Raw genomic sequence first — 15,106 nt, forward strand, 5'->3', positions numbered from 1 at the left:
TCCGAGGCCACTTGCCTGCGGCCAGTGAATGGCTCCTGCGCCGCCGACGCCCCGATTGCGTGCTTTTCACGGGAATGCGCTAATGCGCGCCGGAACTCCGTGGGGGAGGACCCGGGCGCTCGCAATGAGCGCCCGCGCGCTATCCAGCGTTTTCGGGGGGAAGGACACATGCGCAGGCAATCGCCGCGTAAATCTTTGGTGTGGCTGTGTGGCAGCCTGATCGGCGGCCTCGGTGCGTGGTCGGCATTGCCGGCCCAGAACGCCGCGGCATTGGAATACGAATTCGCCGAGATCCATGAGGCCGAGGCGCTCGCGCCGCCGGGCAAGCCCGGCGCGCCGTCGATGGGGTCGCCCCTAGGCGCGGCGCCCGCCCTGCTGGGCATGGGCTTCGACGGCGAAATCGAGCCCAACAACAGCAGCGCCACGGCCAGTCCGCTGGCCGAGCGCCAAGGCGTCGTGCGCGCCAAGCTCTGGCCGGCCGCCGACATCGACGTCTTCGCGATCGCGGCGCAGGCCGGCGACCGCCTGTACGCGGGGGTGATGACCTCCGCCTCCGCCGGGTCCGGCACCGATTCACTGCTGCAGGTGATCGCGCCCGATGGCACGACGGTCATCGAGGCCGACGACAACGACGGCAGCTTCGCCGGCACCTCCTCAGGCGTTGCCGGCACCACGCTGACCAGCGCGGGCACCTACTACCTGCAGGTGAGTTCGCCCAGCGCCACAGCCACCGTACGGCCGTACGAGCTGCACTACCGCCTGCAGGCAGGCTCGCCCACGGCCGAGGTGGAGCCCAACGATACGGCGGCAACCGCGAATCCGCTGCCGGCCAGCGGCTGGGTCAGCGGCGCGCGCGGCATCGCCGCCGCCACCGAACAGGACTGGTACAGCCTGAGCCTCAACGCCGGCGACACCGTCTTCCTGTCGCTGGACCTCGATCCCGAGCGCGACAACGTGCAGTGGGACGGTCGCCTCGGACTCGGCCTGTTCGGCGATGCGAGCAACCAGATCCTGGTCGCCAATGACACGTCCACCGGATCGGTGGCCAACCCGCTTTCGGAAACCCTGTTCATCACGGTCAAGGAAGCCGGCACCTACTTCGCCTTCGTCGACTCGGCCAACGCGGCGGTGGGCGGGCCCACCGCCACCTACCAACTGAGCGTCAGCGTGCAGCCGGCCGCCAACGAGGGGCTGAACTGCACCACCTACACCAGCACCGATGTGCCGGTGGCGATCGGCCCCAACCCTGGGCTTGCGACCTCGACGATCACCATCCCGGGCAATCCGCGGATCGCCGACTTGGATGTGAGCCTCCAGCTCAACCATGCGTTCATGAACGACATCGACGCCCAGCTGGTCTCACCGGCCGGCAACAGCGTCGGCCTGTTTACCGACATCGGCGCCACGTCCGCGGGCGGCCAGGCGCAGATGGATACCGTGTTCGACGACGAAGCGGCGATTCCGCCATCCTTCACGGCCCTGCGCGGCCTCGCACTGAAGCCGGAGCTCAACTACCGCTTGGCCTGGTTCGACGGCACCGACGCCGGTGGCACCTGGACGCTGGAGCTGCGCGACGACGCCAACACCGACGGCGGCAACCTCACCGGTTGGAGTCTGCGGGTCTGCGAGGCACCGCCGCCGCCAACTTGCGCCGCCGGTTTCACCCCGGTCACCGTCTACAGCACCGATTTCGAAGCGGGCGCGGCAGGCTTCACCAGCAGCGGTATCGCCAACGAATGGGAGCTGGGACTGCCGGCGACGGCCGGCACCACGACCACCAACCCGATCGCTGCGTTCAGCAGCTGCGCCAGCGGCAGCAGCTGCTGGAAGACCGACCTCGATGGCACCTATGACCTCAGCAGTTCGCAGGATCTGTTGTCGCCGAACATCGATCTGAGCGGCCTGCAGCCGCCCGTGCTGGTGCGCTGGTCGCAGCGCTACCAGATGGAGAGCGCCAACTTCGACCGCTACCACGTCGATTTCCGCCAGGTTGGCAGCGGCAGCGGCTTGCGCCTGTTCGAGTGGGCGGATGCGACGATGGCCAATGCCGTCGGCAACCCCACGCTGCAGATCCCAGCCGCCGCCGGCTGGAGCCAGAAACTCGTGCGCGCCGACGCGCTGGCCGGCCAGAACACCGAGCTGCTGTTTCATCTGGACAGCGACACCACGGTCAACTTCGCCGGCGTCGCGATCGACGATGTCAGCGTCACCGCCTGCCGCGCCCTGAGCGCCGACCTCGCGATCACCAAGACGAACGGCAGCACCACCTCGGTGCCTGGCGGCAGCACCACCTATACGATCACCTCGAGCAATGCGGGCCCGGATGCGGTCACCGGCGCCACGGTGACGGACACCTTTCCGGCCGCGCTCACCTGCAGCTGGACTTGCGTGGGCGCCGGTGGCGGCACCTGCACCGCCGCCAGCAGCGGCAACCTCAACGACAGCGTGAATCTGCCAGCCGGCGCCAGCGTGACCCACACCGCGACTTGCGCAATCGCGGCCGCGGCGACCGGCACGCTCAGCAACACCGCGACCATCAGCAGCACGATCACGGACCCGACGCCCGCCAACAACAGCGCGACCGACAGCGACACGCTGAGCCCGCAGGCTGACCTGTCGATCACCAAGACCGATGGCCAGACCGCAGTCCCAGCCGGCGGCTCGACCGTGTACACGATCACCGCCAGCAATGCCGGCCCCAGCGACGCGCCGGGCAGCACGGTCGCCGACACCTTACCGGCGGCCTGCACCAGCGTCAGTTGGACCTGCGTCGCTGCCGGCGGCGGCACCTGCACCGCGGCGGGCAGCGGCAACATCGGCGACGCGGCGAACCTGCCCGCCGGGGCCAGCGTCAGCTACACCGCGAGCTGCGCGATCGCGGCCGCGGCCAGCGGCACGCTGAGCAACACCGCCACCGTCAGCAGCGCCGTGACCGATCCGACGCCGGGCAACAATGCGGCCACCGACAGCAGCTCGGTACTGCCGCCCGGCGCGCTTGGCGCCAGCCCGAGCACGCTGAGCTTCGGCACCGTGAGTGTCGGCGCCACCAGCGCCAGCCAGACCGTGACCCTGTCGAACAGCGGCGGCAGCCCGCTCACGATCGCCAGCCTGGGCGCGGCAGCCGCTCCGTTCGCCCTCGTGGGCGGCAGCTGCGGTGCGGTGCCGATCACGCTGGCCGCCGGGGCGAGCTGCACGCTCGCCTACAGCTTCAGCCCAAGCGCCGCCGGGCTGGCGACGCAGTCGCTGACGGTCAACGCCGGCAGCGCCGGCAGTGCCAGCCTTGCCTTGAGCGGCATTGGCGGCGTCGGCAGCCTTGGCCTGCTCAGCAGCAGCCTCGATTTCGGACGCGTGCAGGTGGGCGCCGGCGGCCAGCTCAGCCTGACCCTCACCAACACCGGCAGCGGCGGCCTCGACGTGACCGGCCTGTCGGCGGTGAGCGCACCGTTCGCCCAGATCACCGGCGGCAGCTGTGGCGTCGTGCCCTTCAGCCTGGCCGCAGGCACCAGCTGCACGGTGCTGTATCGCTTTGCACCGACCGCGACCGGCAGCTTCAACCAGACCGTGACGGTGAGTTCGACCGCGGGCAGCGCCACCGCCAACCTGGTCGGCATCGGCTTCGTGGTCACGGCGGTGGATGCCATGGATGCGCGCAGCCTGAGCCTGTTGGCGCTGATTCTCGGCCTGATCGGCTGGGTGACCCTGCGCCGACGCGGCTGATCCGCAGGCCTGATGTAGTACGACGACGCCCCCGGGCTTTCCCGGGGGCGTCGTCGTTTGTGTACTCCGCCGGTTTCGGATGCCGCCGCTCTTCGGCAGGGGGGCATTCGAGAGGCAGCCTGCTGGCTCGGCCAAGCACGGACGATTCGACCAGGCGCCGGCCTACGCGAGTGATGGAGCGTGAGGTGGCACGGACACGCGCCAGAAGGCCGACTCGAAACCCCTCCGAGGGAGGGGCGTTGTTCAACAAGCTGCTAGAGTCCGCGCCCATGGCCCCAGCCGATCGCGACATCACCGTGCTCCTCGACGCCGCCCGCGCCGGTGACGGCACGGCCTGGCATCGGCTGGTGGAGCTGGTCTATCCCGAACTGAAGCGACTGGCGCGCAGTTCGCTGAACGCCAACCGCCACAACACCCTCAACACCACCGCGCTGGTGCACGAGTGCTATCTGCGGCTGGCGCGCGCCGAGAACACGCCGAAGGACCGCGGACACCTGCTCAGCCTGGCCGTGCGGATCATGCGCCAGGTGCTGATCGACCACGCCCGCGAGCGGCTGGCGCAGAAGCGGGGCGGCGGCGCGATCGCGGTCACCCTCGACGACGATGCCGCGATCGAACTGCAGCAGTTCGAACTGCTGGTCGAGATCGACTCGGCCCTGCAGCGGCTGGCGGCCATCGAGCCGCGCCAGGCCGCGGTGTTCGAGCACCGCTACTTCGGCGGATTGAACGACGACGACACCGCCGCCGCGCTGGAGATCTCGCCGCGCACGGTGCACCGTGACTGGGATGCCGCGCGCGCCTGGCTCGCAGAGGCATTGAACGCGGGCGCCTGAGCGCCTGCGATTCGCCCTCGCCTTCCGCGGTTGATTCTGCGCTCGCGTGCAGCACGCGCTGCGCTTTCGTCGACGCTGAGCGCTGCGCTCGGCAGGCTGGCTCTGGCGCATGCTCCACGTCGCCGCTGGCACTCAAGGCCGCGCGGCGCGGGCCTCGTCGCGGATCGCGATCGCACGCAAGGTCCGCGCGTGCTCCGGCCCCAGGCTCTCGCCAAGGATGGCGATGGCCTCGGCGAACGCCGCATCCGCCGCCTCGGGCCGCGCCGCCGCCTCCAGACTCAGCGCGCGGCCGATCTCGAACATGCCGGTCTGCCAGGCGCGCGCGCCGAGCTTGCGCCCTGCCCCCTCGACCGCCCGCGCGTGCATCGCCAAGGCCTCGTCGAAGCGGCCCTGGCGGCGGTACAGCCCACCCAGGTTGTGCATCAGGCTGAGCGTGTCCGGATGGTCGGCTTCGAGCAGCTCGAGCTCCAGCGCGAGCACGCGCTCGTACAGCGGCGCGGCTTTGTCCAGCTGACCCTGCAGCACATGCAGAAGGCCGAGGTTGGCCATCGCATTGCGGGTCAGCGCATTGGCCTCGCCGAACAGCTCCAGGCGTCCGGCCAGGACCGTTTCGAACAGGGGCTCGGCTTCGTCGTAGCGCTTCAATTCCTGCAGCACGGTCGCGGTCTCGCTGGCGAAGCGCAGGCTGATCGCATGGCGCGCCCCCAGCACCGCCTCAGCGTGCTGGCGCCCCGCCTGCAGCTGCTGCAGGGCCTCGTCGAAACTGCCGGCATGGCGCAGCGCCACGCCCAGATCGAGTTCGGCGGAAATGGTGTCGGGATGCAGCTCGCCTAGCGCCGCGGCATAGCTCGTGCGCAGCCGGCGCAAGGTGGCCACGACCTCGGCATCGCGGCCGAGCATGCGCAGCGAATCGGTATGCTCCTGGCGGATCCGCGCGGTGCGCAGCGCGTCTTCGCCGAGCCGATCGGCACTCAAGGCCAGCAGCGTGGACTGCAGGGCCTCGGCGCGGGCGTAGTCACCGCGGTGCCAGGCCAGCAGGGCCTGGAGGCGCACACGCTCCATCGCCATCGGCAGCGCGCCGGCCTCCAGCCGCATCAGCGCTGGCGCGGGCTGGGCGTCCACATACGCGGCGAGCGCGTCGAGATCGCCGCGATCCAGATCCAGCCAGGCGCGCTGCAGGGCGAGATCCGCCTGCACTTCGTCGCGACGCGCCTCCGGCAGTCGCGGCAGCAGGGACTGCGCCTGTTCAAGTTCGCGCAGGGACTCGTCCAGGCGCCCCAGCCGCTGGTACAGCGCGGCCAGCGCCTGGCGCACGGTCAGCTGCTCCAGCGGCGCCTCCGCGAAACGCGTGCCAACGCTTTCGGCAGCGCGATCCAGGGCCTCGCGCACGCTGATCTCGCGGCTCTGCGCGATCTCGGGCGAGGCCGCGGCGAGCAGGTCATCGGTGAGGAACTCGAGGGCGGTGGTTGCCACCTGCGCCTGGTACGTCGCGAGATCACGCTCCGCACGGACGCGCAGCGCCGACCAGGTGCCCAGCGCGGTCAGCGCCAGCAGTACAAGGCCCGCCGCCAGCGCGGAGTAACGATGGCGCTGCAGGAACTTGCGCAGGCGGTAGCCGCCGCGACGCGGCAGCGCGCGCAGCGGGCGCAGCTCGAGAAAGGCACGCACGTCGGCCATCAGCGCTTCGACCGTGGCGTAACGCTGGGCCGGTTCGGCCGCGCAGGCGCAGGCGATCAGCGCGCGCAGCTCGGCCGGCAGGGGGCTGCTGTCGAAACGCTGCTCGCTGGCTTTCGCATGGAGCACGGTGGTGGCGGAGGTCAGCGCCTCGGCTTCGGCCTCGCTGCCGGCCAGCAGGCGCTGCAGCAAACGACCAAGCTGGTAGATGTCGGCGGCCACCGTGAGGCGCTCGCCGCGCACCTGCTCGGGGCTGGCATAGCCCGGCGTGTGTGCGTGGTTGGCGAGCGCATCGTCCTCGCCGATCAGCTGGACGATGCCGAAGTCGAGCAGCTTGGCCTGGCCATTGGCCGCCACCAGCACGTTGGAGGGCTTGATGTCCCGATGCAGCAGGCCGCGCGCATGCGCATAGGCCACCGCCTCGCCGACCTGCAGGAACAGGCGCAGTCGCGCCCGCAGGTCGAGATCGAGGGCGCGCGCATGCGTGTCGATGCGCTGGCCCTCGATGAACTCCATCGCCAGCCAGGGCTGGCCGTCGACGCTGTGGCCGCCGTCCAGCAGCCGCGCGATGTGCGGATGGCTGAGATCGGCCAGGGCCTGGCGTTCACGGCGGAACAGCGCGCGTGCGCCTTCGTCGCTGCCGCCGCCACCGATCCACTTCAGCGCGACCGTCTGCGCGTACTCGCCGTCGGCGCGCTCGGCGCGATAGACCACGGCCATGCCGCCGCGGCCAAGCTCTTCGACGATGGCGAAGGGCCCGATGCGCTCACCCGGCTGCGGCAGCCGCGCGCGCTCGCGTTCGCGCAGCAGCGAAGCGGCAGCGGCGCCCAGCAAGGCGCCACCGGTGGCGAAGTCATCGGGTCGAATCGGCATGCGCGGCCCCCTGCCCGGCGCGGAGGCCCAGACTAACCGAGACGGGGGTGGCAAAGGTTCCACCGCGGCAGCGCGCCCGCGCCGTCGGCTACTCGAAGCCGCTGCCGAACAGCGCGGAAGACTGGAACAGCAGCAGCTCGCTGTGCAGCTGCCCCAGGCCGCTGCCGGCCGGCGCCGCGGCATGCTCGGCCTCGATCCTCACCAAGACCTCCGTGTCCAAGGGCAGCATCAGCGTGCTGCGCCACAGGCTGCTCTGGCGGACCATGGCCGGCAGCGGCGTAAAGCTCTGCCCGCGATCCAGCGACAGGCTGGCGCGCGGCAGGCCCGCGACCTCGGGGGCGGTGCTGCGTACGCCCCAGAACAGCCGCCGCAGGACATCGCTGTAGGCGAAGGCCTGACTGGCATGGCGATCGGGCGGCGCGATGCGGGCGATGCCCTGGCGCGGCTCGCCGGCGATGCTGGCGAAGCTGCCGATCACCCACAGGCGGCCGTCGCTGCCGAGGCTCAAGCCATCGGCGCTGCCGGTGAACGACAGGCTCCAACCCGGATCGTTGGCGCCGCCCGCCTCCACCCGCTTCAGCAGGCCGCCGTTGCCGCCCAGCAGCACGCGCCCATCGGCCTGCAGGGCGACCGCGCTGACCCGGGTGGTGCCGGCGTTGACGGTGGGCGCGAAGCTGCCGAGGCTGCCGTCCGCCTCCAGCCGGGCGACGCGGCTGCGCGCCTGCCCGCCGATGCTGGTGAAGGTGCCGCCGACATAGACCTCGCCGTTCGGGGCGATCAGCAGGCTGTCGACGCGGCCATTGGGGTTGGGCGTGAAAAGGGCCTGGATCGAGCCGTCCGCGCGCACCTTGGCGAGGTTCTGGCGCGACTCGATGCCCAGGGCACCAAAGCTGCCGCCGAGCACGATGCCGCCGTCCGGTGAGACGGCAATCGCGCGCACCACGGCCGTCGAATCCATCAGCAGATTGAAGCCGGTGTCGAGGCTGAGATCGGCATTCAGACGGGCGATCGCGCGCCGCGCCACGCCGCCGATGCTGGCGAAGGCGCCGCCGATGAGGATCTTGCCGTCGGCCTGACGGGCCAGCGCGTGGACGGTGTTGTCGGCACCGATCGACAGCGGCAGACGACCGCCCGAACTGTTCTCGATCAGCAGCAGGTGGCTGGCCACCTGGGCGCCGACTTGGGTGAAGTCGCCGCCCACCAGCAGGCGATCGTTGTCGAGCGGCAGCAGGGCCAAGGGCACGCGATTCAACGCGTGGCTGCTCGCCGGCGCGCGGCGGCCGCGGTGGTCCAGCTTGACCAGGCGTCCGACCGCGACCCCATTCAACTGGGTGAAGTCACCGCCCAGCCAGACGCCGTCCTCGAAGCTGGCCAGGGTGGTGAACACGCCGGTGTCGGTCTGGATGCGGAACTCGGCGTCGACCGTGCCGTCTGCGCGCACCCGGCCCAGGTTGCGCTGCTCGACGCCGTCGAGCGTGCTGAAGCGGCCACCGACGAGGACACTGCCGTCGGCCAGCTCCAGCAGCTCGCGCACGTTCTGCCCGTCCGGCCGCGCCAGAGGGCCGACCGCGCCATTGCTGCGGAGCAGAGGAATGCGCAGCAGGCGGTCGGTGCCGGCGACCTGCGAGAGGAAGTTGCCGGCCACCAGCACTTCGCCATTGCGGCGCTCGATCACGCGGCTCGCGCAGCAGCCGATCGGCAGGCTGAGGTTGTCCGGGCTCAGGCTGCCGTCGGCGCGCAGGCGCGTGTAGCTTGTCTGGTTCTCGCCGTTGACCGAGAAGAAGTTGCCGGCCACCAGCAGGTCGCCGTTGCGCGCCTGCTCGATGTCGAGAATCTCCTGCGTGATTCGCGCCTTGAAGCCGGGATCCGGACTGCCGCTCGGGTGCAGGCGCACCAGCGAACTCGGTGTGCCCGAGCCCGCCAGCCCGTCACTGCCGACGATCAGGCCGCCGTCGCGCACGCGCTTCAGGGCGAGCACGGTGCGCCCCTGGTACTGCGGCTGATCGGGATGCAGGCTGAAGTCGCCGTCTTCGGCGACGAAGGTTCGAATCAGTCGCACGAGGCTGTTGTCGATCAGGCTGAACTCACCGCCGACGAAGGCACCGCCACTGCCATCGGGTTCGATCGCATGGACCCGGCCGAAGCGCGCCGGAAAGGCCGGCAGCACCGCGCCCTGGGCATCCAGCACGACCAGCGCGCCACGGCTGCTGCCGCCGGTGAACAGATCGAAGCCCCCCACCCACACGCGTCCGTCGACCACGGCCAGCGCGTGGATATCCGCACCGCGGACCGCTTCCGGAAAGCTGGTGTCCGGACTGCCGTCAGGGTTGAACCGGCGCAGCGCGCTGGTGGTGCCGTCGAAGCGGGCCGCGACATAGACCCTGCCGTCGCCCGCATCGAGCAGCGCCTGCACTTCGGCTGAGGCGTCCAGCACCGGCGCCCAACCGTCGCGTGCGCTCTGAGCGGCCGCGCGCTGCGGCCCCGGCATGCACAGGATGAGGAAAAGGACGGCCAGCAGTGATCGGATCGACATGGCGGAGTCTCGGCGCGGGTCGCAGGAGGTCACGCGCAAAGGCCCTCGGTTCTGCCATCGCAGCGCGAGCGCGAACGCAGCGCGCTCCGGCCCAGGCGATTACTTACTGCGGACAGACGCCCTCGAAGCCATCGCTGAAGCCACGCACGGAACCGTCAACGATGCGTATCTCCAGCACGCCGAAGGGCAGCAGAGCCGCGCCGACCGGGTCGACCAGGCGCAGGCGGAAGGTCTCGTCGGGCTCGCCGTCGGCATCGGCCGCGATGGCGATGGCGATGCGCTTTGCCGCCAGATCGCCGGGACCCCAGCTCAGGACCTGGTCCGCGGGCGGGGAGTAATCGGCGTCCACGGTCGCCGTGCCCGTCTCATGGCGCAGCTGCACGCTGACGCTGGCGACGCCACCGCTCGGCCGCTGCACCCGCACTTCGAGTTCGCGGCCTTCCAGCGCGGTGGCGCGGCAGCCGCTGAAGCCGACCTGCTCGGGACCGGGGTCGGTGGCGGTGTGCGATGTGGTCGCCGTGAGATTGCCGCCCGTCGCGCTGGCGAAGGCGCCGCGCAGGGCGTCGTAGGTGGCGGTGAGCGTGCGCGTGCCGACCTGCGGCGCGATCAGGCTGCACAGGCCGCGGCTGACGTTCGGCGTCGCCGTTGGCTGCAGCGTGGCCTCGCAGCGCGCCGGGGGCGTGGTCGGCAGGTTCACCACTGCCACGCCGTTCGGCTTGAAGGGTCCGCTGGTGGCGGTGGCGATGACTTCCACTTCGAAGGGCAGCCCGGCCGGCCACGGATCCGGCGTATCCGCCACCGTGATCGCGGCAGTGTCGAAGCTGAACTCGCTGCTGCGGCCCTCGGCATCGGTGGCGATGGCGACGATCACGTCGTCGGCGCTCAAACTCATGCCGGGCGGAACCGCCAGGCTGACCTGCTTCTCGGTCTGCGCCTCGGCCTCCAGGTACACGTCGCTGTCGAGCAGGACTTCGCCCTCGTCGCCGAGCGCGCGGTAGAAGTCGACGCGCAGCGGGTAGCTGGCGTTGGCTGGCGCGGTGTCGACCCGGTAGCGCACCGAAAACGTGCCCGCGCCGACGCTGTAGGCGAGGATCTGCGGGTGGTTCTGCAGGTTGTTGGCGCCGCTGTCGGCATCGCCGGCATCGTTGGGCGTGCGCCCGGTCGCCGCGCCACCCCCCGCGGTGGAGTGCGGGAAGTCGAGGCCGATGCCGGCATTGTCGAGCAGGGTGTTGCCAACGAACTCGATCCGGCTGAGCGGCAGGCCGTTCTGCACGAAGGCCACCGACCCCAGCGAGGGCGAATTGGAGCCCTGGGCGATACCGGCGGCGAACGTGTTGCCCTCACCGGCACCCAGCCCTCCGACTCGCACCGCGTGTCCGTTGGCGCTGCTGCCGGCGTCAAAGAAGATGTGGTCGCGCTCTACGCCGATGCGGGTACCGTCAACGGCCAGGCCGAACACATTGCCCTCGATGCGCGCGGTGCGGTCCATCAGCGCGCCAGCGGTGAAGCGCAGGCCGCCGCCGAAGCCGCCCGAGAAGTTGCGCACCGGTCGCACCAGGCGGTTGTCGGTGAAGTCGATCTGCGCCACCGGCGCCGGCGGCGAGACGTTCTGCTGGCTGCGGATCTGGAAGGCGTCGCGCAGCGGCAGCGGGGTGACGCCATCAGGCGCCAGGCCGATCAGGTTGCCATGCACGCGCAGGCTGCCGGTGGCCGCGCAGACCTGTGCGCTGCCGCCGCCGGGCAGGCCGTCGACGTCACGACCGCTGCCGGCGATGACATTGCGATCCTCCGGGTTCGGCCCGCCGATCAGCACCTCGCTGGCGGTACACACCGACAGCGACAGCACATGGCCGTTGCCGCTGTAGTCGGGCGCAGTGCCGGCCGCGGTGACGCCGAACCAGTTGCCCTGCAGCACGAAGCGCGGCCGCGCGCCCGAAATCATGCCCCCGCTGGGCAGGAACATCGCCACCCCGCGCAAGGTGAACGCACCCTGCCCCTCGAACAGGCGGAAAGAGTTGAAGCCGGGCGCATTCGTGATCTCGATCCTGAGCTCGGCGTTGTGGGCGCCAGGCGCCGGAATCGTGTTGGGCTGCGCACCCGGCTGGGTGTAGCCATCAATGGTGAGGGGCTGGGTCACGCTGAAGTCGGCGGCAACAGCGATCCGGCATACGCCGGTGCTGGCGCTGCAGCCGGGGTCGGAGAGCGGGATGTCGAAGACGATCTCGTCGGCATCGATCGCGGCATTGGCGCGGGCGATCGCTCCGCGCAACGAGCAGTCTCCGGGCGCCGCGGTACAGGCGGTGAGGCCGGCGCTGTCGCTGCTGCTGTCGACCGTGAAGACCGCAGCCTGCGCGGACGCATGGACGAGGCAGAACAGCGAGGCCAGCAGGACAGGCGGCAGCAGTGGGCGGTTCATGGCGGGTCACCGAGGAGGCAATGAGGCATGCGGTCATCGGGGGTCACGCAAGAGCGCCCCGATTTCTGCCATGCCCCGTGGGGATTCGCGCTGCGCGCCCATGTCGACCTCTGCGCTTGCACTACTCGAAGCCGTTGTCGAACACCCGGCTGAAGTCCGGCACCTGCAGCCGGTACAGCTCCTCGCCGACCGCACCGCGCGCAGTGAACAGCACGCGTCCGCCGACGCGCCGCAGAGCGAAGGGATTGCTGCTCGCCGGACCTTGGGCGAGATCGCCGCCCACCAGGTCCAGCAGCTGACCGTTCAGCAGCAGGCGCAGCTCGCGACCGTCGTTGACGGGCGCACTGCGATGCGCGGCGAACACGAGGGCGCCGCCGTCCAGCGCCACCGCCTCGCGCCCCACCGCCTGCAGGGTCTGGGCGGCGCTGTCGTAGGCGCAGCGGGTGCCGGCTTCGCTGCCATCGCTTTCAAACAGGGCGCAGCCGGGCTGCTGCGAGCTCACCGCGCTGAAGTAGACCCGACCGTTGGCCTGCGCCAGCACGCCGTGCAGGCTGGTGTCACCGAAGGCGTTGCCGGGGCCGGCGAACAGATCGATCACGCGGCGGGTGCCGGCCAGCGTGCCGTCGCTGACGTACAGCTCGCGGCCGTGGCTGACGCTGAAGGCGGTGAAGAAGACCCGCCGCCCATCGCTGACGAAATCCTGCGGAAAGCTCGCCGGCGGGCCGGGGTTGATGTCGAGCAGGCGCTGCGTGCCCTGGCCGGTGCCGTCGCTGACCCAGAGCTCCTCTCCGAACACGCCGTCGTCCGCACGGAACACCACCAGATCGGGCAGACCCGCGCGCCCGCTCAGCGTTATGAGCTCGCCCGGCCGGCTGGACTCGGCGCCGGGGCGGATATCGCGCACCAGGCTCGGCGCGTCGTTGGCGTCGAGCGCGAACAACTCCATCTCCGAGCTGGCCGTCTTGGCTACGAACAGCAGGCGCGAACCCACGGCCGCAAGCAGTCTGCGGTTACTGAAACAGAGGTTCTGCACCCGCCGATCACCGGGCTGCGAGAGATCGGTCACCACCGCTGTGCCGGCGGCGGTGCCGTCGCTGCGGGCGATCTCGACATCGCCGAAGCTGTTGTTGTCGGTGGTGGCCAGGAAATAGACGGCGCCGTTGCGCTCGACATAGCACTCCAGCGCATCGGTCACCGCGGGCAGGCCAAGGCTCTCGCTCTGCCCCGCGGCGGTGCGGGTCATCAGCACGCTCTGTGCACCCGTGTGCCAGAAGCGCCCGAGACGCTCGCCGATCAGGTCGGACATGTCCGGCCGCGGCACGGGCGGCGAGAGATCGGCGGCGTCGAGCTCGAAGTTGAGACGCTGGCTGCCGTCGAACGCCGAGACGAAGGCGCGATCGCCGAAGCTCGCCACCATCCTGACCTGGCTGTCGCCGACCGCCGCGCGGAAGCTGCCCAGCGGCAGCGTGCCCACGCCGAGCCCGCTGCTGAACCAGGGGTCGCCGTCGTTGATGTTGGCGTTGCCGGGCGCGTGCGCGAACATCACCGTGGTGCCGCTGCTGGCCATGACACGGATGAAGCCCGGCTGGCTGAGCGCGCTGCCGCTGATGTCGAGGGTGCCGGCCGCGGTGCCATCGCTGACCCAGAGCCGGGCCGCACCGCCCAGCGCGGGGTTGGGAAACGCCATGAACACGCGGGTGCCATTGCCGCTCAGCAGGCGGCTGAAGCCGCTGACCACGGCAGGCACTCCCTGGCTGCCGTTGACCAGCTCCTTCAGCAGCGTCGTACCGGCGGCGGTGCCGTCGCTGACGTGCAGCTCGCGACCCACGCCGCTGGCAAGACCGGTGAACAGCAGCCGGTTGCCCAGACTGATGAGCGCCTCGGGCGAACTGCTCGACAGCAGCAGCGTACCGGCGGGGCTGCCGTCGGTGACCTTGAGCTGGCTGCCGCGCACGTAGAACAGGCGGAACAGCGGTGCATTGAAGGTCAGCTGGCCCATGGCGAAACTTCCGCCTGAGCTGTCGAGCAGCTGCGAGCTGGCGGCGCTGTTGCCGAACACGCGCAGCTCGGAGAGGTTCTGGACGAAGTCGCTGAGCACGAAATAGGTGTTGGGGCCCAGTGCGACGAACTCGGAAATCCTCCGGTTGGGCCCGAGGTCGAGGCCCCCCACGCCGCTGGTCCCCGAGGGTGCGCCGCTGCTGCTGGCATAGCTCAGCAGGCGCAGCTCGGTGCCACCGCCGGGCCCGACGGCGAGCAGGCAGATCTGGCTGGTGGAGCACAGCTGCACCTGACCGGGATTGGACGAACCCGGTCCCGCCACGAGGTCGGCTTCCAGCTGCACGCTGCCGCCGGCGAGGCGCCAGAGCTCACGGCCGACATCGGAACGCGTGGCGGTGAAGAAGGTGCGCGCGACGGGGCCGCCGCCGGCACTGAAGCTGACCCGGCGGAAGGCCTCGGGCCGCGAAGAGCCGGCGCCGGGTTCGATGTCGGCGACCAGCTGCGGGGAGCTGGCGGCCGCGGCCAGCGACCACAGCTCGACGCCGGTACGACCGTCGTTGCCGGTGAAGTACAGGGTCGACCCTTCGATGTGGAAGTTGGGCCCGATCGGAAAGCCGTCGCACACCCCCGGGCAGAGGTCGAAGAACAGGCGCGTGTTCTGCGGCGTGCCATCGGTCTCCCAGAGCTCGGTGCCATGTTCAGCGGTGCGCTGGGTGAACAGGTAGCGACCGCCGAAGCTCACCGCGCCGCTGAACTGCCCGCCGGTACCGCCGACCTGGGAGGCATTGGGGCCAGTGTTGAAGTCGGCGCGCAGATCGACAGCAGACTGTGCCGCGACGGGCGCGCAGACGACCCAGGCCAGGGCAAGGACCCACAGGCGCGCGCAGGCGCGGGTGGAGGCAGCAGTCATGGCAGTTCCTGACGATGGTCGCGATCCGTCCTGCCGGGGGTCACGCAAAACCGCTTGCGGTTTTGCCAGATAGAAGGCGCACCGCTTGCGGTTTTGCCAATGAGAAGAGACACCGCTTGCGGTTTTGCCAGATAGAAGGAGCACCGCTTGCG

Annotated in this window: 6 protein-coding genes; 2 read left to right on the forward strand and 4 right to left on the reverse strand. The window is 70.5% G+C overall.

Translation table 11 applies throughout. The features are described 5' to 3' along the window. Positions 1 to 168: 168 nt before the first annotated feature. Together BLP83_RS11140 and BLP83_RS11145 are read left to right on the forward strand one after the other, a co-directional pair. On the forward strand, positions 169 to 3,717 hold the full coding sequence (locus BLP83_RS11140; protein ID WP_091242642.1) for a choice-of-anchor D domain-containing protein: 3,549 nt from the start codon (positions 169 to 171) through the stop codon (positions 3,715 to 3,717). A gap of 269 nt (positions 3,718 to 3,986) precedes the next feature. Next, positions 3,987 to 4,550: an ECF-type sigma factor gene (locus BLP83_RS11145; RefSeq protein ID WP_176764150.1), complete on the forward strand. Its 564-nt coding sequence runs from the start codon at positions 3,987 to 3,989 to the stop codon at positions 4,548 to 4,550. Between the two features lie 132 nt (positions 4,551 to 4,682). Here BLP83_RS11145 and BLP83_RS11150 read toward each other — a convergent pair whose 3' ends face one another. The 4 genes from BLP83_RS11150 to BLP83_RS11165 all read right to left on the reverse strand — a co-directional run bounded on the left by BLP83_RS11150 (position 4,683) and on the right by BLP83_RS11165 (position 14,954). Further along, positions 4,683 to 7,097 carry a serine/threonine-protein kinase gene (locus tag BLP83_RS11150; RefSeq protein ID WP_176764151.1) on the reverse strand — a complete coding sequence of 805 codons (2,415 nt, stop codon included), beginning with the start codon at positions 7,095 to 7,097 and terminating at the stop codon, positions 4,683 to 4,685. Positions 7,098 to 7,185: 88 nt separating this feature from the next. Then, the gene (locus tag BLP83_RS11155) at positions 7,186 to 9,630 is read right to left on the reverse strand and encodes a delta-60 repeat domain-containing protein (RefSeq protein WP_091242647.1); all 2,445 of its coding nucleotides are present in this window, start codon (positions 9,628 to 9,630) and stop codon (positions 7,186 to 7,188) included. Between the two features lie 103 nt (positions 9,631 to 9,733). Further along, positions 9,734 to 12,046: a Calx-beta domain-containing protein gene (locus BLP83_RS11160; protein WP_091242650.1), complete on the reverse strand. Its 2,313-nt coding sequence runs from the start codon at positions 12,044 to 12,046 to the stop codon at positions 9,734 to 9,736. Positions 12,047 to 12,167: 121 nt separating this feature from the next. Next, positions 12,168 to 14,954 (reverse strand): hypothetical protein, encoded by a 2,787-nt coding sequence (locus tag BLP83_RS11165; protein WP_176764152.1) that lies wholly within the window; start codon positions 14,952 to 14,954, stop codon positions 12,168 to 12,170. Between the last annotated feature and the right edge of the window lie 152 nt (positions 14,955 to 15,106).

Origin of the sequence: Aquimonas voraii (assembly GCF_900101825.1) — a bacterium.
GTDB classification, from domain to species: domain Bacteria; phylum Pseudomonadota; class Gammaproteobacteria; order Xanthomonadales; family Xanthomonadaceae; genus Aquimonas; species Aquimonas voraii.

Bases quoted from the DNA above. Each gene is read 5' to 3' on its own strand.
- BLP83_RS11150 (WP_176764151.1), bottom strand. From the start codon at position 7,097: ATGCCGATTCGACCCGATGACTTCGCCACCGGTGGCGCCTTGCTGGGC.
- BLP83_RS11155 (WP_091242647.1), bottom strand. From the start codon at position 9,630: ATGTCGATCCGATCACTGCTGGCCGTCCTTTTCCTCATCCTGTGCATG.
- BLP83_RS11165 (WP_176764152.1), bottom strand. From the start codon at position 14,954: ATGACTGCTGCCTCCACCCGCGCCTGCGCGCGCCTGTGGGTCCTTGCC.
- BLP83_RS11140 (WP_091242642.1), top strand. From the start codon at position 169: ATGCGCAGGCAATCGCCGCGTAAATCTTTGGTGTGGCTGTGTGGCAGC.
- BLP83_RS11160 (WP_091242650.1), bottom strand. From the start codon at position 12,046: ATGAACCGCCCACTGCTGCCGCCTGTCCTGCTGGCCTCGCTGTTCTGC.
- BLP83_RS11145 (WP_176764150.1), top strand. From the start codon at position 3,987: ATGGCCCCAGCCGATCGCGACATCACCGTGCTCCTCGACGCCGCCCGC.